Source organism: Pleomorphomonas sp. JP5, assembly GCF_023721815.1.
Classification (GTDB): domain Bacteria; phylum Pseudomonadota; class Alphaproteobacteria; order Rhizobiales; family Pleomorphomonadaceae; genus Pleomorphomonas.
The window spans coordinates 238,684-258,517 of the sequence record NZ_JAMDLI010000001.1; the positions used below are offsets into that span (position 1 = coordinate 238,684).

A 19,834-nucleotide genomic window follows, 5' to 3' on the forward strand; every position below is an offset into this window, starting at 1 on the left:
CCGCCTGCACTCCCCCTCGAAGCTTTCCTGTCGTTTCGGTTATTGCGGTGTCAGTACCTTGCCCGGCACATTGCCGACCACGCCCTTGTAGGAGACTTCGCACCACCGTGCGTCGAGCAGGGCAAGCTGCGTTTTGCGGCTACCGAACTGCCAGGACCCGAATGGAATCTCGTCGCGGCACCAGCGCAATACGATGCCCTTGGCATCACCTGGAATAGTGCCCTTCTTCGCCGCCTTCTCGCTCATGTCTGCGTAAAGCGAAGTCGCTTTGCCGTCCCGCAGCGCGTAGGTCATGTCGTAGGGACTGGGCGACTGGGCCTGAACGCCCCCGGCAACAAGGACGAGGCCAATCGAAAGAGCGATCTTTTTCAATGCGTTCAATCTCGTCCTCCCGGCCGCCACCCGGCCCGCTGTCACCCCGACAGGGAGATGACCCGACGAACACGAGGTGGTCAATCCGTTGATCGGCCTAGAACGTTCATGTTCCTCAACGAGACGCCGGCTTGGCAAACCAGCTTCTGGCGTCGGTATTTGAGTGCATCAGTTCTCCCCGTGGTCGGGGGCGAACGCGGTAAACAGAAAGAACGGGGCGGTTGTGCCGCCCCGTTCTGAATATCGTCAGATGTCCGAAGCGGTGCGAACCACCCGGCCGACCAGACCGTAGGCGATGCCCTCTTCGGCGCTCATCCAGTAGTCGCGGTCGGTGTCCTTCTCGATGCGCTCGACCGGCTGGCCCGTCGCATCGGCGAAAATCCGATTGAGGCGGTCGCGCATCTTGATGATCTCGCGCGCCTGGATCTCGATGTCGGTCGCCATGCCACCGGTACCACCAGACGGCTGATGCAGCAGGAAGCGGGTGTTGGGGGTGCAGAAGCGACGCTCCTTGGGCACCGACACGTAGATCAGCGCGCCGGCGCTTGCGACCCAACCCGTCCCGATGATGTTCACCGGCGCCGGCACGAAACCGATCATGTCGTGGATCATGTCACCGGATTCGACATGGCCGCCCGGCGACGAGACGATGACGGTGATTGGATCGGTGGCACTCGCTTCCGCCAATGCCAACAGGCGCGAGGTCACTTCCTTCGCCATCTCCTGGGTCACCTGGCCGGTGATCAGAACAGTGCGCGACTTGAAGAGATACTTGTCAACCTGTGGGGCCGGCGCTCCGTCCTTGGCCTTCTCGTCCTTCTCCTCTTCCTCATCGTCGAGGCGGACGTATTCCTGATCCTTGGAAATCATGTGGACCTTCTCGTGGGGTGGCGGCCGCGACGAAGGGGTCGGGCCTCGGGACTCGCAAATCCTGATGGAGTCCATTCGTATCTCATCAGGGGAGCGGACGGCAACCCGACCGGAAAGACAGGGTGAACGGCTCGCTCATTGATCGAGATAGGTACGAAGGGTGGCGAGCGAAACATCGCGGGCGCCAGTTTCACGCAACATGCAGCCCGCAATCGCACCGCCATAGCCCGTGCCGCCCTGCCAGAAGGAGGCCTCGATGTCGCAGGTGGCGTCGCGCACTGTCAGCCAGGACCGCTGGCTGTCGCGCAGCTTGGCGGCCTCGGCCTTGTCGAGGCCTTTCATCAGCGCCTGATAATCGTCGTTGAGGCGCTCGTCCCAGATCGTTGCTTCACGTTCAAGGCAGGCGGCCATCATCGGCGTATTGTCGTTGTCCGGATCGGCAAGGCAGGGATCGGAAACCATGCCGATGCAGCCAAGCGGACTGATATTCTCATGCGGAGCGCTTGCCACGCATTCGGCGATCACCTGCCGATCGGCGTCGGTCGGCTCGGCCGGGTTGCCTTCATCGGCCTGAGCAAGGCCGCCAATGGCCATTGCCAAGCAGAAAGCGACGATACCGCGCATCCTCGTCTCCTATGGAAATGCCGGCGAGGAGAGCTCACCGGCATTTCTTTATCTCCGCGTTTTCAGGCAAATTCCAGCGGAAACCGCCAAGAGTTCGGGCTGACCTTGGCTCACCCGCCCGGAGGGAGACGGCCTTCGAGGAAAGCCTGCCATTCGCGAGGCGATCCGTTGAAGACATTGCGATCCACCCTACCCCGAATGCCGGCAACGCGTCCGGCTTCCGTATGCTGCCAGAAGTTCCAGCGCAGGCTCGGGTCGCGCACCACCGGATGCCCCTTGTAGGAGGCGATCCAGATGAAGTAGCCGGGAAAAGCGCCGCGCAAACGGTCGTTGTAGAAGCTGATCGACGTGTAGATGATCGGACGCTTGCCGTAGTAGCTCTCGATGGCGTCGAGCCAGCTCTTGACCTCCGGAATGATCGCCTCACGCGGAGGATGGCCCGGACACGTCTTGGAGTCGACCCATTCGATGTCGAGGACCGGCGGCAGCGCGTAGGGGTCATAGGGCACGTTCTGCAGGAACCAGCTCACCTGCTCCATCGCCGGACGACAAAAGTACCAGAAGTGATAGGCGCCGCGCGGCAACCCCGCCATGGCGGCACCATCCCAGTTCTGCTGGAATTTCGGATCCGACCAGTCGCCGCCCTCCGTCGCCTTCAGCCATGCGAAGGCGGTGTTGTCCGCCACCACCGAACGCCAGTTGATGTCGTCCTGATAGTAGGAGACGTCGATGCCCTTCACAGGGTAGTCGTCCGGTCCTGGTGGCTCATAACTGAACAGAGCACACGCGGAGAGACCGATAGCAAGCGAGCCGAGTGCGAGCGGATTGACCAAACGGGCGGCAAGGCTGACCCAACGACCCATGCCGATCGGCTTGTCGCGGCGCCGCCGCTTCGTTTGAAACGCCGTCTTTACCCAAGCAAAATCCATGACGCGAGCCCGAGGAACGCCAGAAACCCCACGACATCGGTCACCATCGTCACGAAAACCCCCGAAGCAACCGCCGGATCGATGTCGAGCCGTTCGAACGCCAGGGGTATCAGGATGCCGGCCGTTGCCGCAGACAACAGGTTGACGATCATCGCGGCGCCGATCACGCCTCCAAGGAGCGGATCCTGGAACCAGAGCGCGGCGGCCGAACCGACGATCAATGCGAAACTGCCGCCGTTGAGTAAACCAACGCTTAATTCTCGACCGAAAATCCGCCAAACATTGTGGGCATCGAGATCGCGGGTCGCCAGGGCCCGCACGGTCACCGTCATGGTCTGGGTGGCTGCGTTACCGCCCATCGACGCGACGATCGGCATCAGCACGGCAAGCGCCACCATCTTCGAGATCGACCCCGAGAACATGCCGATCACCGACGACGCCAGGAAGGCGGTCAGCATGTTGAACAACAGCCAGACCCACCGGGTCCGCAGAGTGTAGAAGACGGAGTCCGAGATCTCCTCGTCGCCGACGCCTGCCAGGGCGCGGATGTCTTCCTCCGCTTCGGCCTGGATGACGTCCACCACGTCGTCGACGGTAATGACGCCCACCAGTCGCTCCGACTCGTCGACCACGGCCGCCGAGACGAGATTGTAGCGCTCGAACATGCGCGCCACGTCTTCCTGGTCGTCGGTAGCGAGGACACGCTGTCGCTCGTCGTTCATGATGTCCGACATGCGCGTGGGGCGCGGCGCCCGCAAGAGCCGATTAAGCGCCACGGCTCCCAGGAACCGAAATCCCGGATCGATGACGAACACCTCGTAGAACTCGTCCGGCAGGTCCTTCTGGTTCCTAAGGTAGTCGATCGTCTGCCCGGCGGTCCAGAATGGCGGCACGGCGATGAAGTCGGTTTGCATCCGACGCCCCGCCGTCTCCTCGGGAAAGTCGAGGCTGCGGCGCAGCGCCATGCGGTCGACCGCCGGCAGCTTGGCGAGGATCTCCTCCTGATCCTCGTCGTCGAGGTCTTCCAGAATGTAGACCGCGTCATCCGAGTCGAGATCGCGAACGCCCTCAGCCACCGCTTCGGGCGGCAGTTCCTCGATGAGCTGAACACGAACGGTCTCGTCGACCTCGGTCAGGGCCGCGAAGTCGAAGTGCTCGCCGAGCAGCTGAATGAAGGGCGCGCGCTCGTCGGCCGAGAGTGCTTCGATGATGTCGCCAACGTCGGCCTCGTGAAGATCGGCGGCCAGCGCTTCGACAGTCGGAGCATCCGCCGCCTCGATCGCCGCGGTGATGGCATTGAGGAAAGACGGATCGAGTTCACCCTCCTCCGTTCTGAGCGGCGGCAAGCCGTCAAAGCTCCGCGTTTCAGGCGCGTTGGGCTCGGTTTCGGCCATGGCGCGTCTCCCGTGAATCTCGAGGTGGCGAACAGATTGAATCGACGGCGACGATCAGCACCGTCGCGCGGGAGTTAAGGCCGACAAACCGGATGGTGCAAGGGAGAAATTCCCGAGAGGGCTCGACAGCCAGAGACGGACTCCGCCTCACGTGGCAAACCACTCTCCGCGCAGGTCAGCTCCGCGATCAGTTTGCCGCGGTGCTGTCCTCAGATCTCACGGGCCAGGTCATCTGAAGCATGGAAGCCGCCTGTTCGGCGGGGACGGCGCGGCTGAACAGAAACCCCTGCCCTTGATGGCACCCCAGAAGCTGAAGCGTCTCGGCCTGGGATGCTTCTTCGATTCCTTCGGCGATGGTCTTCATGCCCAACCCTCGCCCAAGGCCGATCATTGCCCGAATGATCATGGCCTGCCGCGCGTCGTCGAGGAAGGACGACACGAAGCTGCGATCGATCTTGAGCTTGTCGAACCTTAGCCGAGACAGTTGCGAGAGGCTCGAGTAGCCGGTTCCGAAGTCGTCGATTGCGATATGAACACCCGCCCCACGAAGTTCCTCGAGCATGGCCGATACCAGCTGCACGTCCTTCACGAACATCGACTCGGTCAACTCGATCTCGAGTTGTTGAGGCGAGAGCCCCGTCTCGGCAAGTGTCTCCAGCATCTTGCGGCCGAAGCTTCGGCTGCTGAACTGGGCTGGAGAGACGTTGAAGGACAACCGAATGGCTCGCGGCCATTTTGCAGCGTCACGACAGGCTTGGCGGAACAGTACATCCGACAACTCGCCGATCATGCCGGTTTCTTCCGCCAAAGTTATGAACTCGGATGGCGGAACGAAGGTCCCGTCCTGACGGCGCCACCGCGCGAGAGCTTCAAACCCGACGATACGCCCGGAGGTCAAGTCAATCATCGGCTGGTAATACGGCCTCACTTCTCCGGACTTGAGCGCTGCGCGCAGTTGCTTGTCGAGTTCCGCATATCTAGCCGTCGCCTCGTCAACGGCGGGGTCAAACCATTTCGGCTCGCTGGAATGCTCTCTCTTTGCCGAGGAGACCGCGGACAGTGCGCATCGAAGAAGAAACTTGATATTGGCGGCATCGTCCGGATACCGCGCCATTCCAATATAGGCAGAGACCTCGTAGTAGCGCTCGTTGACCAGGATGGGTTCGGAGATCTGCTTGACGGCCCGGCGGGCCAGCTTCTCCCAGTCCTTGGTCTGAGAGCCCTCCAGTGCGGCGTAGAACTGGTCGCCACCAAGCCTGAACAGGTAACAGTCGACGAAGATCTCGCGCAATCGGTCGGCAATGTTTACCAGGATCTCGTCGCCTGCCTCGTTTCCGTAGATGTCATTGATATATCTGAAGCCTTGGACATCGATCACCATGGCCAGGTGAGGCTTGCCAGCTTTGTCACTCGCCCTCAGTCGCTCGATCTCCTGCTTGAGTCCGACACGATTGGGAAGGCGGGTCAACGGATCATGGGCCGCGATCCAAGAGACGTCGCGCTCGGCCCGGCTGCGATGTGCCACCTCGTCTTGCAAGTCTCGTAGTCGGCGGTAGCCGAAGACGAAGCCCAGCAGCCCAGCGATCAGCAGTGCCATCAGCACTTCGTCGAGCTGGACGAACTCGTTCCTTCTCAGGAAAGCGGAAAGCGTCTCGAAGAAATCAAGCTGTTCGAAGCCGACAAAGAGAAAAATGCCGACGACAATGAGGGCTGTTGCATCTCGAGCTGCTCGTCCCGCCCTCAAGAGTCGCATTTGCTCACCTCTTCGCTACGCCTTCGCGAACCGCAACGCGTACTTTTCGGTCGATGAATACAAGAAACCACAACCTCAACAAGCATACTTTGTACGCAGATGCATGTTTAATTAATATTTTACGATCCGTTTCAGTGAAATTGGCGAGGACTGGCATTGATGAAGCTCATCGGATGCCGGCAAAGCCTGGGCTCGATTGAATGCGCCAAAGGCATTTGATGACTAGGGAGATAACGACGGTATCTTCAAATTCGTTGATGTTTTTGGACGGCGGATAAGCCGAAATGTATTGTCAGATCATGACGCATCGTGCAATTTCCGTTGTCAACGGTAGAATTGACATGGGTAAAATATAGGATGGCAAGTAGAAATTGCCGGAATACCCCATAAACGTGCGATTAAGACTTTCATGCAATTCGTTATTTCGGGCGCACGGTTTGGGTAAGCAAGTCGACGGCGATTGTCACTTCCCCATGAAACTGTGGCTTTCAATCTCCTTGCGATGAAAAGGCCATAGGATGCAAATCCGCTGGAAGCTCTATCTGACGTTTGCCGCAATGACCGCCTTGTTGGCCATTGAGTTGAAGGAAACGCTTGTCTCCGCCCTTGAAGCCAAATCAAGCGCGAACGCCATTCTTCAATCGCAGCTTGTGCAGGACCAGGCGTTGGCGATTACCACGGCATTCGCGGTGGACCGGGGACAGACGAGTGGAGTTGCCAGCGGAAAGCAGCTTTCTGCGGCGGTCGCCGACAAGCTGGACCAGTCCCGCCGTCAGGCTCGGGAAACTCTCGGTCAGCTTCTGAGCGAGGCGAACCAAGATCAGGCGGATGGGCTGAACTCTCTCGTCTCGGCTGCGGAGGACCTGCGTCGCCAGATCTATGCCGCTGCTTCATCCGGCGCAAAGGCGCCGTCAGATCTCGGGGCACGTTGGTTCGCGGCTCAGTCTCGCATCATCGAGGCGGTTGATGACCTCGCTAGACGTACGGCGGCCGATGGGGTTGGAACGACAAGCTTGGCGCTTGCCCGCGCCATGGAAGCGCGCCGCCAGATATGGGAGGCCAGCGAGTATGTGGGCCGGGAACGGGGCATGCTCAACGGCATCCTTTCGGCTGGTCGCGTTGCGAGTGCCGCGGAACTCGCAACGCTTGCCGAGTATCGTGGTCATGTCATGTCGGCTTGGAACGCGGCCTATTCCCGCCTTGAGATGATCGGCGAACCTGTCCGAACCCGCGCGAAAGAAGCCAATGAGGCCGTCTTCGAACGGTTCGAGACGACCCGCCAGTCGGTGTACTCCGCATTGACGAGCGGCGCCCCCGCCACCCTGCCCGCGCCCGACTGGTTTTCGCAGGCAACCGAGGCGGTAAATATGCTTGCCGGCGTCCAGTCCGAGCTGGGCGAGTATATCTCCTCGCAAACCGCCGAACGATTGACGGTGGCGAACCGATCGCTGGTCTGGGCGATGCTGACCTTGTCTGCCGTCCTCGCCGTGGTGGTTCTGACGGCTGGAGTTATCCATTTCGGACTGGCGAAGCCTTTGGCCAGACTGACTGCCATTACGCGGTCGCTTGCTGGGGGGCACCTTGAGGATGAGATCGACGTTCCGAAGCGGCGCGATGAGATCGGTCAACTGTTCCATGCGACGGCCGAGTTTCGGGCAGCACTTCTGGATTCCGGCCAACTGCGCGCCGAGCAGGAGCAGACCAAGCGCCTGACCGCCGAGAAGAAGACTCGTGAGATGTTGCAACTGGCCGACAAATTCGAGGCAACAATCGGCATGGTCGTCGCTACGCTGGGAGCGGCGAGCCAGCAGTTGGAGGTCGCGGCCAACACCCTCGCAGCCGGCGCCGAAGAAACGTCCAGTCAATCGACGGCCGTGGTCAGGGCCGCGAGTTTTGCGGCTTCGGGCGTACAATCGGCCGCTGGCGCCGCCGAAGAGCTGGCGGCTTCAGTTCGGGAAATCGGGCGGCAGGTTGAGGTGTCGACGGTGGCGGCGACCTCGGCCGTTGCAATGGCCGACGACACCGCAAGAGGGGTTCTTGGACTTGCCGAGTCCGCCGCCCAGATCGGAAACGTGGTGACGCTTATCAGCGATATCGCCGCCCGAACCAATCTGTTGGCTCTCAACGCGACGATCGAAGCGGCCCGCGCTGGCGAGGCGGGACGTGGTTTTGCCGTGGTCGCGCAAGAGGTGAAGCAGCTTGCCGAGCAGACTGCACGGGCGACATCGGAAATCTCCTCTCAGGCCGCGACAATCCAGTCGGCGACCCGCACCTCAGCTGACGCCATCGGCACGATCGCCGCCCAGGTCCGCGACATCGGCCAAACTTCGACGGGTATCGCGGCAGCCGTGGCCGAGCAGGAGGCCGCCACATCCGAGGTGGCAAGAGCCGTGGCCCTCGCCTTCCAGTCGACGCGGGAGGTGGATGCCAACATAGCAGGGGTCGCGACTGCCGCGCGGGAGACCTCTCAAGCCTCCGCCGAGGTCAAGGAGTCGGCGTCGAGCCTTACGGAGCAGATAGACCAGTTGAAGACGGAAGTGTCGAAGGTTCTCGCGGGACTAAGGGCGAGTTAGGCCTATCGATCATCTTCATAGATACAAAAAAGCCGGGCACTCAAATGCCCGGCTTTTTTGTTTGGTGCGGTCGAGAAGACTCGAACTTCCACGTCTTGCGACACAGCGACCTCAACGCTGCGCGTCTACCAATTCCGCCACGACCGCATCTTGGTAGTTGCCACCCCTTCCGGGCCGGCGCCGGGTATCTAGCAAGAGATTCTCCGGGGCACAAGAGGGAGCCAAGAAGAATTTTGCCAGCGTCGGAAAAATCCCGCTAATCCGGGAAAAACTTAGATCTTCACAACCTCGTCGACGCGGCGGTAGGAGGCCGGTCGGGCCAGGACTTCGGTAATCGACACGGTCACGCGATCCCCCTTCAGCACGACCTGCCCCTTGGCGACCGGCAGATTGTTGGCGAGGATATCGACGTCATCGTCGGCGGAATGGTCCAGCTCGATCACCGCGCCGCGCCCCATGCGCAACAGCTGGTGGATCGGCATGGTCTGTCCGCCGAGCACGACAGAGATCTCGACTTTGATCTTCTCCAAATTGGCCATCAGTCCTATCTTCCGTCTCGCCGTCGGCGGGGGCTTGCTCGACCACCGGCGCCACCCGGAACACGAAGCGGCAAACCGACGCGTCGTCGTCCGTTGAGTGTTTGCGGCATAAGGTTACCGAATGGTTAATGAACGATCCGAAATCAGGACGGACATGCACGCCGTCCCCGGTTCACCGCCTGTCGAGTGGCTTATCGAGCCTGATCTCGTCGACTATGAGTTCGCTGTCGCCTTCATGGAGGCGCGTGTCGCGGCGATCGCCGAGGGGCGCGCAAGGGAACTCGTCTGGCTGGTCGAGCACCCTCCTCTTTATACCGCCGGAACGAGCGCGGATCCGAACGACCTTGTCGAACCGGACCGTTTCCCCGTCCACCAGACTGGGCGCGGCGGGCAGTATACATATCATGGGCCGGGCCAAAGAGTGGCCTACGTCATGCTCGACCTCGAACGGCGCGGCAGGGACATAAGGGCCTTCGTCGCAGCGCTGGAGCGGTGGATCATCGGGGCGTTGGCCACTTTCAACATTCGGGGCGAGAGGCGCGAAGATCGCGTGGGCGTCTGGGTCCGCCGGCCGGACAAGGCAAGCACCGCCGAGGACAAGATCGCCGCCATTGGTATCCGGGTTCGCCGCTGGGTCAGCTTCCACGGAATTAGCCTTAACGTCGAGCCAAACCTCGATCATTTCACCGGGATCGTGCCTTGTGGCATCCGGGACCATGGTGTCACCAGCCTCGTCGACCTGGGGTTACCGGTGACCATGGAAGACGCCGACGCGGCGCTGAGATCCAGCTTCATCGAGGTGTTCGGGCCTTGCGAGGGGCCAGCAGGCTGATCGCCTGACGACGACAAGAGAAGACTGTCCCCAACATGGACGGAAGCATTGGCCGTCCGGCGCGAAGCCTCGTCTACGGGAACCAAATCCATCGACGGCACGCGCTTCCATGGCGGATAACCATATGTAGAGCGAATATGAGATCCTCACTCAGACCTGTCGGGGAGGCGTTGGCCGCAAAATCGAGAAACAGGCCTTGGTTGCCGGGGATGAGGCAGACTTTTCAATATATTTGGTACCGATCCCATTCATTTGTCATACTTAAGAAATCGATTCAAAATCGCAAGTCGAAAAGTGGGTATGGTTGGTCATCAATGTACAGGAAGGTGGATGTGCCCGTATTTTGCCAGAAGAGCCCTGAAAAATCCAAAATCGGACACGGATATTATACCTTAGTATAGGTATTGAATTCATGCGGATCAGCAGAATATTCCATGAAGGAGACCGATTTGTCTCTTTTGTGGGGGAGCTCGCTGGGTTAACTTGCCCTTAGCCGGTGTGGAGGCCGGCGTCCGGGGAGTGAAATGGAGTCTTCCGGTTGCTCCCGGAACAAATGTGGAGGAGAGAATGCGCACTCTTAATTTGCTCGCCGCGACCGCCTTTGCGACGGCTCTTTCCGTTTCATCTGCCTTTGCGCTGACCGTTGGTTTCTCGCAGATCGGTTCGGAATCCGGCTGGCGCGCCGCCGAGACGAGCGTCACCAAGCTCGAAGCCCAGAAGCGCGGCATCGACCTGAAGTTCGCTGACGCGCAGCAGAAGCAGGAAAACCAGATCAAGGCTGTTCGTTCGTTCATCGCCCAGGGCGTTGACGCGATCCTGATCGCCCCGGTGGTCGCCACCGGTTGGGACGCCGTCCTCAAGGAAGCCAAGGAAGCCGAAATTCCGGTGATCCTGCTCGACCGTACCGTCGACGCTCCCGAGGACCTCTATCTCACCGCCGTCACGTCCGACACGGTCTTCGAAGGCAAGGTTGCCGGCGACTGGCTCGTGAAGGAAGTCGGCGACAAGCCGTGCAACATCGTCGAGCTGCAGGGCACGACGGGCTCGTCGCCGGCCATCAACCGCAAGAAGGGTTTTGACGAGGCCATCGCTGGCCACGACAACCTGAAGATCATCCGCAGCCAGACCGGTGACTTCACCCGCACCAAGGGTAAGGAAGTCATGGAAAGCTTCATCAAGGCCGAAGGCGGCGGCAAGAATATCTGCGCCCTTTACGCCCACAATGACGACATGGCCGTCGGTGCCATCCAGGCGATCAAGGAAGCTGGCCTGAAGCCGGGCAAGGACATCCTCGTCGTCTCCGTCGACGCCGTTCCGGATATCTTCCAGGCGTTCGTCGCTGGTGAAGCCAATGCCACCGTCGAACTGACCCCGAACATGGCCGGCCCGGCCTTCGATGCCCTTGACGCCTATCTCAAGGACAAGAAGGAGCCTGCCAAGTGGATCCAGACCGAGTCCAAGCTCTATACGCCGGCTGATGACCCGCAGAAGGTCTACGACGAGAAGAAGGGCCTCGGCTACTGATAGCAACCCGGAACGCCGCCCTCCTCGGAACGGGCGGCGTTCACCTTCATTGCCGGGCCGCTTTTCCGGCTGCCGGCGGGCTTGTCCCTCGGGGTGAGGCCGCCGCATCGGAGGGCGGCCCGTTTCTTTGATCGGTAATAGTTGGACCAGCTACCATGGCGAACGCTCAGCCGCTGCTATCCGTGCGCGGAGTCAGCAAGGCCTTTCTCGGCGTATCCGCGCTCGAAAATGTCGACTTCACGCTCAAGGCCGGTGAAGTACATGCCCTTCTCGGCGAGAATGGTGCGGGCAAATCGACACTCATCAAGATCATCACGGGTGCTTATCGTCGCGACGAGGGCGAGGTCCTGCTGGATGGAACGCCCATCTATCCGCGCGACGTCGTCGATGCCCAGAAGCTCGGGATTGGCACCGTCTATCAGGAGGTCAACCTCCTGACCAACCTTACCGTGGCCGAGAACCTGTTTCTCGGGCGCCAGCCCAAGCGTTTTGGCCTGACCGACGTGCGCGAGATGAACCGCCGCTCACGCGCCATCCTCGATACTTACGGCCTCAGCATCGACGTCACCGCACCGCTCGCCAACTTCTCGGTTGCCATCCAGCAGGTCGTCGCCATCGCCCGCGCCGTGGATATTTCCGGCAAGGTGCTGGTGCTGGACGAACCAACCGCGAGCCTCGATGCCCACGAAGTGGAGATGCTTTTCGCCGTGGTCCGGCAGCTCCGTGAGCGTGGCATGGGCATCATCTTCATCAGCCATTTCCTCGACCAGGTCTATGAGATCGCCGACACCATCACGGTGTTGCGCAATGGTCGGTTGATCGACACCGTACCGGTCGCCGGTCTCGACCGTCTGAAGTTGGTTTCCATGATGCTCGGCCGCCAGCTCGAAGCCGACTTCAAGCGCACGATCGATCCCAATACGGCCAAGGCCGAGCCGCTGGTTTCGCTGCGCGGGCTCGGCAAGCGCGGCAACATCGATCCGCTCGACCTCGATATCCGTCAGGGCGAGGTGGTCGGCATCGCAGGTCTCCTCGGCTCCGGTCGAACGGAAACGGCGCAACTGGTCTTCGGTATTGAGCGCGCCGACAGCGGCACCATCAGCGTTGCCGGCACCCCGGTCAACATGTCCTCGCCGCGCAGGGCGATCTCCCAAGGCTTCGCCTTCTGCCCGGAAGACCGCAAGACCGATGGCATCGTCGGCGACCTGTCGGTGCGTGAGAACATCATCTTCGCGTTGCAGGCCCAACGCGGCTGGATGCGTCCTCTCTCCCGTTCGGAGCAGGAGGCACTTGCCGACCGCTACATTGCCGCTCTGGATATCCGTACGTCCGACCGTGAAAAGCCGATCAAGTTCCTCTCCGGCGGTAATCAGCAAAAGGTGCTTCTCGCCCGCTGGCTTGCCACCAATCCGCGCTTCCTGATCCTCGATGAACCGACGCGCGGCATCGACGTCGGCGCCCATGCGGAAATCATTCGCCTGATCGTCGATCTCTGCGAGCGTGGTATGGCGCTCCTGGTCATTTCGTCCGAGCTCGGTGAACTCGTCGGTTATTCGTCCCGCATCATCGTGTTGAGGGATCGCAAGATGGTGAGCGAGCTCACCGGTGACGAGATTTCCACCGAACACATCATGAAGGCCATCGCTTCGCATGGCGCGACCGGGGAGGCAGCGTAATGGCCGTTCCAACCATCGTCCGCGAACGGACACCCCAGATTATCGTCCTGGCGGTGATCCTTGTTCTCAATGCCATCATCTCGCCTGGCTTCTTCTCGATCGAGATCCAGAACGAACGCCTGTATGGCTCGCTGATCGATGTGCTCAATCGCGGCGCTCCGGTGACCCTCCTGGCTATCGGCATGACGCTGGTGATCGCCACCAAGGGTATCGATCTCTCGGTCGGTGCGGTCATGGCCATTGTTGGCGCCGTCGCCGCTTCGCTGATCACCTCCGGTTATTCTCTGCCGGCGACGCTGGCCGGCGCACTGTTCGTGGGGCTTGCCTGTGGTCTCTGGAACGGCGCATTGGTCGCTCTTCTCGACATCCAGCCCATCATTGCCACCTTGATCCTGATGGTGGCCGGCCGTGGTATCGCCCAGCTCATTACCGAGGGGGTCATCCTGACCTTCAACGACAAGCCAGAGCTGATCTTTGTCGGTTCCGGCTCGTTCCTCAGCTTGCCCATGCCGGTGATCATCTGGATCGTCGTTGCGATTTTGGCGATCCTGGTGGTTCGTCGTTCGGCGCTCGGTCTTCTGATCGAGGCGATCGGCGTCAACCGGCGCGCCTCGACGCTCTCCGGCGTCAACTCTCGCGTCATCCTGCTCGCCGTCTATGCGGTGTCGGGTCTTTGTGCGGCAACGGCGGGTGTCATCGCCGCCGCCGACATCAAGGGCGCTGATGCCAACAATGCGGGCCTCTGGCTGGAAATGGATGCCATCCTTGCGGTGGTCATCGGCGGCACATCGCTTCTCGGCGGCCGCTTCTCGCTCGTCGGCTCGCTGATGGGCGCCATGATCATCCAGTCGCTCAATACGGGAATCCTGCTGGCTGGTTTTCCGCCCGAGTTCAACCTCATCATCAAGGCAGCGATCATTCTGATCATTCTGATCGTCCAGTCGCCAGCCAGCCAGGCGGCCATGGCCAATGTCCGGGCCAACCGGCAGGCCGTGGCGATCAAGTCCGAAAGCAGGGAGCACGCGGCGCGATGAAGAATTCCAAGTACTTGCCGCTGTTGGCCACCTTCGTGGTCTTCGTGCTGGCCTATGTCATTTGCATCTCGGTGTTTCCGAACATGCTGTCGACGCGTGTCGCAGGCAATCTTCTGACCGACAACGCTTTCCTTGGCATCACGGCTGTCGGCATGACCTTCGTGATCCTGTCCGGTGGCATCGATCTGTCGGTGGGCTCGGTGATCGCCTTCACAGGTGTGTTCCTGTCGGTGATCCTGCGAGATACCTCGATCCACCCGCTGGCAGCCTTCGTGCTGGTGCTCGCACTCACCACCGCCTTCGGGGCGGCAATGGGGGGTATCATCTTCTTCCTTGATATGCCGCCCTTCATCGTGACTCTGGCCGGCATGTTCCTCGCCCGCGGTATCTCTTATCTGTTGACGACGGAGTCGGTGCCCATCACCCATCCGTTCTATTCCACCTTGCAAGACCTCTACATCAGGATGCCCGGTGGTGGTCGACTGACGCTGATTGCCATGATCATGGTGGCGGTCTTCGCCTTCGGCATCATCCTCGCCCAGCGCACACGCTTCGGTACCTATGTCTACGCGCTCGGCGGCAATCTTACCTCGGCCCAGCTGATGGGGGTGCCCGTTGCCAAGACGACGATCGGCATCTACGCCCTCTCGGGCTTCCTGGCCGGCCTCTCGGGCATCGTGTTCTCGCTCTACACCTCGGCTGGTTACTCGCTGGCAGCCGTCGGCGTCGAGCTCGACGCCATCGCGGCGGTGGTGATCGGCGGGACGCTGCTGACAGGAGGCTATGGCTTTGTCGCCGGCACGTTCCTGGGCATCTGCATCCAGGGCTTGATCCAGACCTACATCGTGTTCGACGGCACGCTGTCGAGCTGGTGGACCAAGATCGTCATCGGTCTTCTTCTGTTCGGCTTTATCGCCCTGCAGCGTGGCCTGATGTGGATGTCCGAGCGCAGCTCCCGCAACATGCGCCATGCTTCTGCTTCGGGCGCCCAACCGACAAGTGCTTGACCGGAGCACCCCTTGCCAAAGTGAAACCGCCGCCGGATCGTTCCGGCGGCGGTTTTGTTTGGGCATGCGCTTGAAGTCGATCGATTACCGATCGAGGTAATGGACGGTGGGAAGGTCGCGCAATCGTTGCGCGGCGGTCTCCGGCGTCAGATCGCGCTGCGGAGAGCCGAGCATTTCGAAACCGACCATGAACTTCTTGACCGTCGCCGAGCGCAGGAGCGGCGGATAGAAGTGCGCGTGGAACATCCACTCTTCATGCGCCTCACCATCGGTCGGCTTCTGGTGGAAGCCCATCGAATAGGGGAAGTTCGTCTCGAACAGGTTGTCGTATCGGATGGCAATGTTGGACAGCGCATCGGCCAGTGAAGCGCGCTCGCCGGTTGAAAACTCGTCGAAACCGCCGATGCGACGCTTTGGCAGCACCATGGTTTCAAACGGCCAGATCGCCCAATATGGCACCAGAACGACGAAGTGATCGTTCTGGTGGATGATGCGCTTACCGAGCTTCAACTCCTTGTCGACATAGTCGAGGAGCATCGCCCTGCCCTTTTCCTTGAAATAGGCAAGCTGACGGTCGGTCTCCTTGGCGGTCTCATTCGGCATGTGCCGGCTGGACCAGATTTGCCCATGCGGATGAGGCTGGGAGCAGCCCATGACCTCGCCGCGATTTTCGAAGATCAGGACCGAGCCGATGTCGGGCTTCGAGCCGAGATCGACAAATTGCTCGACCCAGGCATCGACGACATAGGTGATCTCTTCGACCGACATACGCGCCAGCGTCTGGTCATGGCGCGGCGAGAAACACAGCACACGGCAAAGACCGGACTCGCCCTCGGCAATCATCAGTCCGTCATCGTCGCGGTAGTCGGAGGGCGCATCGGGCGTCAGCGCCGCAAAGTCGTTATCGAAGACGAAAGTGTGCTTGTAGTCGGGATTGCGCTCGCCATTCATGCGCAGGTTGCCCGTGCAGAGGTTGCACTTGGGATCGTGCGCGACGCTGGCGACCGGAGGTAGCTTCTCCACCTGTCCCTGCCAGGGGCGCTTGGCACGGTGCGGCGACACCAGTACCCACTCTCCCGTGAGAGGGTTGAGCCGGCGATGAGGATGATCGGCAAATGCGTTCATGATTGTTCCGTCCTGACCGATGGGCCGGTCGGCGACCGGTTGGAACGCCCGGCGTTCCATGGGCAGAAAGGGGCGGCTTGGTCGAACCGAATCTCCCGCCCCTGTTGAACTCAGCCCGCGAGGGGCCCCACGCCCTGCTGCGGCGAGCAGGCGAAAATCGTCGACTTGAGACCGGTCGCCGTCTCATAGGCAGCCTTCACGTTCTCCATGAAGGACTCGACGGCGCCGGCTTCGACGAGACTCACCGTACAACCGCCGAATCCGCCACCGGTCATGCGGGAGCCGAACACGCCCGACTGTTTCTGGGCGATATCGACCAGAACGTCGACTTCATCGCAGGAGATCTCGTAATCGTCGCGCATCGAAGCATGTGACAGGTTCATCAGCGCGCCGCAGCGGGCCAGGTCACCGGCGGCAAGTGCTTCCGCAGCTTCGATCACTCTCTCGTTCTCGGTGACGATGTGGCGGGCGCGACGATAGGTGACCTCCGAAAGCAGCGCCTTGTTCGCTTCCAGGTCCGTCGGCGTCACGTCGCGCAAGGCCTTGATCGGACCAAGAGCGGGCGCGAGAAGGCGAACGGCCTCTTCGCAGGAGGCGCGGCGCTTGTTGTACTCGCCGGAGGCCAGTTCATGATGGACCATGGAGTTGGCGACGACGATCCGCGCACGCGGATCAATGGGCACCGATCGCTTCTCGAGGCTGCGGCAATCGATCATCAACGCATGATCGTGCTGACCGTTGCAGGAAATGAACTGGTCCATGATGCCGCAGCGCATGCCGACGAACTCGTTCTCGGCCTTCTGGCAGAGCTTGGCGAGCTCGACCGTATCGATTGGGAGCCCGGCAACGGTGAGCAGGCTATAGCCGATCGAGACTTCCAGCGCTGCCGAAGACGACAGGCCGGAGCCGAAGGGAACCGACGAAGCGATCATGATGTCAGCGCCCTTGAGCCTCTTTCCCGCTCCAGCCAACGCCACCGCAACGCCGAAGACATAGTCGGTCCAGTCGTGCTTAGGTTGGGGAGCAGGATCGTCCAGATCGAACTCTTTGGTCACGCCAATCTTTGTCGAGTGGACACGGAGGATTCTGTCCGCGCGCGGCGCCACGGCTGCGCGAGTTTCATACTCCAGGGCGGCAGGCATGATGAAGCCGTCATTATAGTCGGTGTGTTCGCCGATCAGGTTGACGCGCCCGGGAGCCCTGACGAGAAATGGCTCGCCTCCAAAGATATCCTTGAATCCTGCCTTGAGCTCGTCGACGCTGAACATGTTGGCTTCTCGCCTCCCGAAGGTCATGGCCGGCGTTTCCTCCGAAACGACTGCCGGCATGGATGAATGCGCTGATTCAATTGCGCCGCTTCGGGCTCACGCAGCGAGGCGACGCCTTCTTATAGACAGCATAAAACAACCCGGCAAGCTTTGGTCGATTGCGCGCCTTTGCGTATGACCGTGCATTTCCGCTTCCGAGGAGGCGGATGAAGGTGTCATCGGGCAAGCGCTGATTTACTTATGGCAGACCCTGGGTGCGACCATGCTCGGCCCGGAAGGCTTTCGGACTGCATCCGGTGTAACGACGGAACACCCGGCTGAAATACAGCGGGTCCTCGTAGCCCACCTGGGCGGCGATCTGTTTCACCGGGCTGGGCGTGACCAGCAGCAGGTGGCAGGCGAACTGGATCACCTGCTCCTCGCGCCATTTCAGGATCGACCGCCCAAGCGTCTGGGTGAACAAATGCGCCAGACGCGACGGCGACAGGCAAACGGCCTGGGCAATCTCCGCCACGGAAAGCGGCCTGTGCAGGTTGTCGGTCACGAACTTGCAGGCCATCAACAAGCGCTGATCAAAGTGTCCCGGCGGTGCCGTTGCCCGGTCGTTCTTGGCGCAGAGCAAGATCACCCTCTCGAGGAGGTTCATGGCGAGTTCCATGGACAAAAGATCGGTGTTTGCCGACCAACTCGCGACCTCCCCGAACAACGCTTCCAGAGTTGCGACCAGCGACTTGTCCTCGACGCGCTGAACAAAGAATGCACCGCGCGCGTTTCGCCATGAGAGCCAGCCACTCCAGAAGGCGCGCGGCTGAAAATAGATCCAGCGATGCCACCATTCGGACGCGCCGGGCGAACGCCCGTAGTCGTGTATGGCGCCGGGGGGGAACAGCACAAGGTCACCCGGTTCCACCGTGAAGCGGTTCTCGCCGTCGAAGACCTCGCCGCTACCCTTGATCGTCAGGTTGACAATCCAGCCACGCATGCCGTCCGGCCGTTCGATGCGGAAATCGAGCGGCCCTCCCCTTTCGATCGGCGTGATTCCGGCGACGAGGCGCGTGTCGAAATGGAAGCCCGGGAACAGCGGTGCGACGAAGGGATCAGCCATCGTCTCTCCTCCCGCCTGCAAGAGCGACAAACGGCGAATGACGCTTTCGACCTGAGCCGGCGCGGAAAGGGGTGCGGCAGTATCGTCCATGTAAAAAGCTGGATTAGCCCTTTGGGATGCGGATGTAGGGCACTATAATCCTCCCAATCAAAATGAGCAATAACAGCGGCTTGAATTCGATCGCCGACAAGGAGGAAGAGGCTGGGCGTTTCGCGCGGAGGGCGAAATTCGTCCGCATCAGAGCTGCGATCTAGGCGACCCCACTCGGCATTTTCGGCATGCCTTCCGGCACTGCTTGTAGGTCCGCGTGGCGCGAGAGGGGCGCACTCAATCAGATCGGGCATAGTGCCCGGCGATTCCGCCGAGATCCAAGTCCGTCGTTAGGTTTTCTAGCGCTGTTGGCCGTCACGAGTCGCGGCCGGCAAACAAACCATGCTGAAGGCAGCCATCCATGAAACTCAAGGAACTCCGCGAGCAGGTCTGTGAGGCCAATCTGGAACTCGATCGCCGCAAGATCGTCGTTCACACCTGGGGCAACGTCTCGGGCATAGACCGCGAGAAGGGCTACATTGTCATCAAGCCGTCGGGTGTCTCCTACGACAAGCTGACCCCCGACAAGCTCGTGGTCGTGAACCTCGCAGACGGCAAGGTGCTGGAAGGCGACCTAAACCCGTCCACCGACACCAAGACGCATCTGGTGCTTTATCGTGCCTTCCCGACCATCGGCGGCGTTACCCATACGCATTCGCCCTACGCCGTTGCGTGGGCACAGGCGCGCAAGGAAATCCCCTGCTTCGGCACCACGCACGCCGACTATTGCCACGGCGCCGTGCCGCTGACGGCTCCGCTGACGGCCGAGGAGGTTACGGCCGACTACGAAGGCAACACGGGTGAGGCCATTGTCCGTCGTCTCGGCAATGACGATCCGCTTGCCAAGCCCATGGTTCTCGTGGCCGGCCACGGTCCGTTCACCTGGGGCAAGAACGCTCCCGATTCCGTACTTAACGCCGTGTTCCTCGAGGAGATCGCCCGCATTGCCACTACCACCGTGATGTTGGCACCCAATGCAGGTCCGGTCGAGGAGTACGTCTCCGAGTACCACTACCAGCGCAAGCATGGCCCGGGAGCCTGGTACGGCCAGAAGAAGGCCTGATCATTCCCCCGTTTCCGGGAACCGGAAGCGAGGCAAGGACAACAATTTTCTAGGAG

The 19,834-nt window shown here is 60.9% G+C and carries 17 protein-coding genes and 1 tRNA gene; 7 read left to right on the forward strand and 11 right to left on the reverse strand.

The features are described from left to right. Positions 1-39: 39 nt before the first annotated feature. The 6 genes from M4J40_RS01115 to M4J40_RS01140 form a co-directional block, all read right to left on the reverse strand. Entirely contained in the window at positions 40-381 is a 342-nt protein-coding gene (locus M4J40_RS01115) for a hypothetical protein (protein WP_251751405.1), read from the reverse strand. Positions 382-618: 237 nt separating this feature from the next. Beyond that, positions 619-1,242 carry an ATP-dependent Clp protease proteolytic subunit gene (locus M4J40_RS01120; RefSeq protein ID WP_251751407.1) on the reverse strand — a complete coding sequence of 208 codons (624 nt, stop codon included), beginning with the start codon at positions 1,240-1,242 and terminating at the stop codon, positions 619-621. A 135-nt stretch (positions 1,243-1,377) separates the two neighbouring features. Beyond that, entirely contained in the window at positions 1,378-1,866 is a 489-nt protein-coding gene (locus M4J40_RS01125) for a lysozyme inhibitor LprI family protein (protein ID WP_251751408.1), read from the reverse strand. Between the two features lie 110 nt (positions 1,867-1,976). Next, positions 1,977-2,729 (reverse strand): glycoside hydrolase family 25 protein, encoded by a 753-nt coding sequence (locus tag M4J40_RS01130; RefSeq protein WP_251751410.1) that lies wholly within the window; start codon positions 2,727-2,729, stop codon positions 1,977-1,979. 47 nt (positions 2,730-2,776) lie between these two features. Continuing rightward, positions 2,777-4,189, reverse strand: coding sequence for a magnesium transporter (mgtE, locus tag M4J40_RS01135; protein ID WP_251751412.1), 1,413 nt, complete (start codon positions 4,187-4,189; stop codon positions 2,777-2,779). A 187-nt stretch (positions 4,190-4,376) separates the two neighbouring features. Next, entirely contained in the window at positions 4,377-5,786 is a 1,410-nt protein-coding gene (locus tag M4J40_RS01140; protein ID WP_251751414.1) for a bifunctional diguanylate cyclase/phosphodiesterase, read from the reverse strand. A gap of 674 nt (positions 5,787-6,460) precedes the next feature. Here M4J40_RS01140 and M4J40_RS01145 point away from each other — a divergent pair. Next, positions 6,461-8,515, forward strand: coding sequence for a methyl-accepting chemotaxis protein (locus M4J40_RS01145; RefSeq protein WP_251751415.1), 2,055 nt, complete (start codon positions 6,461-6,463; stop codon positions 8,513-8,515). A 62-nt stretch (positions 8,516-8,577) separates the two neighbouring features. Here the strand turns inward: M4J40_RS01145 and M4J40_RS01150 are convergent. Further along, a tRNA-Leu gene (locus M4J40_RS01150) sits at positions 8,578-8,662 on the reverse strand. A gap of 125 nt (positions 8,663-8,787) precedes the next feature. Next, positions 8,788-9,054: a FliM/FliN family flagellar motor switch protein gene (locus M4J40_RS01155; protein WP_251751416.1), complete on the reverse strand. Its 267-nt coding sequence runs from the start codon at positions 9,052-9,054 to the stop codon at positions 8,788-8,790. A gap of 154 nt (positions 9,055-9,208) precedes the next feature. Here M4J40_RS01155 and lipB point away from each other — a divergent pair, with 154 nt between their 5' ends. The 5 genes from lipB to yjfF all read left to right on the forward strand — a co-directional run bounded on the left by lipB (position 9,209) and on the right by yjfF (position 15,127). Further along, on the forward strand, positions 9,209-9,886 hold the full coding sequence (gene lipB / locus M4J40_RS01160; RefSeq protein WP_251751417.1) for a lipoyl(octanoyl) transferase LipB: 678 nt from the start codon (positions 9,209-9,211) through the stop codon (positions 9,884-9,886). A gap of 567 nt (positions 9,887-10,453) precedes the next feature. Next, entirely contained in the window at positions 10,454-11,410 is a 957-nt protein-coding gene (gene ytfQ / locus M4J40_RS01165; RefSeq protein ID WP_251751418.1) for a galactofuranose ABC transporter, galactofuranose-binding protein YtfQ, read from the forward strand. Positions 11,411-11,565: 155 nt separating this feature from the next. Next, positions 11,566-13,086, forward strand: coding sequence for a galactofuranose ABC transporter, ATP-binding protein YtfR (gene ytfR / locus M4J40_RS01170; protein WP_251751419.1), 1,521 nt, complete (start codon positions 11,566-11,568; stop codon positions 13,084-13,086). Then, a complete protein-coding gene (locus M4J40_RS01175; RefSeq protein ID WP_251751420.1) occupies positions 13,086-14,120 on the forward strand; it encodes an ABC transporter permease in 1,035 nt (344 codons plus the stop codon). Before ytfR ends, M4J40_RS01175 begins: the two co-directional genes overlap by 1 nt. Next, a complete protein-coding gene (gene yjfF, locus M4J40_RS01180) occupies positions 14,117-15,127 on the forward strand; it encodes a galactofuranose ABC transporter, permease protein YjfF (RefSeq protein ID WP_251751421.1) in 1,011 nt (336 codons plus the stop codon). The genes M4J40_RS01175 and yjfF overlap by 4 nt, the downstream gene beginning before the upstream one ends. Positions 15,128-15,211: 84 nt before the next feature. On the opposite strand, the gene M4J40_RS01185 is transcribed toward yjfF, so the two are convergent. The 3 genes from M4J40_RS01185 to araC all read right to left on the reverse strand — a co-directional run bounded on the left by M4J40_RS01185 (position 15,212) and on the right by araC (position 18,625). Further along, entirely contained in the window at positions 15,212-16,252 is a 1,041-nt protein-coding gene (locus tag M4J40_RS01185; RefSeq protein ID WP_251751423.1) for a UDP-glucose--hexose-1-phosphate uridylyltransferase, read from the reverse strand. A gap of 110 nt (positions 16,253-16,362) precedes the next feature. Further along, complete coding sequence (locus M4J40_RS01190; RefSeq protein ID WP_251751424.1) at positions 16,363-17,547, reverse strand: galactokinase; 1,185 nt, start codon at positions 17,545-17,547, stop codon at positions 16,363-16,365. 211 nt (positions 17,548-17,758) lie between these two features. Beyond that, positions 17,759-18,625 carry an arabinose operon transcriptional regulator AraC gene (gene araC / locus M4J40_RS01195; protein WP_251751426.1) on the reverse strand — a complete coding sequence of 289 codons (867 nt, stop codon included), beginning with the start codon at positions 18,623-18,625 and terminating at the stop codon, positions 17,759-17,761. Between the two features lie 451 nt (positions 18,626-19,076). On the opposite strand from araC, the gene araD reads away from it, so the two are divergent. Next, entirely contained in the window at positions 19,077-19,778 is a 702-nt protein-coding gene (gene araD, locus M4J40_RS01200) for an L-ribulose-5-phosphate 4-epimerase AraD (RefSeq protein WP_251751428.1), read from the forward strand. Positions 19,779-19,834 lie beyond the last annotated feature (56 nt).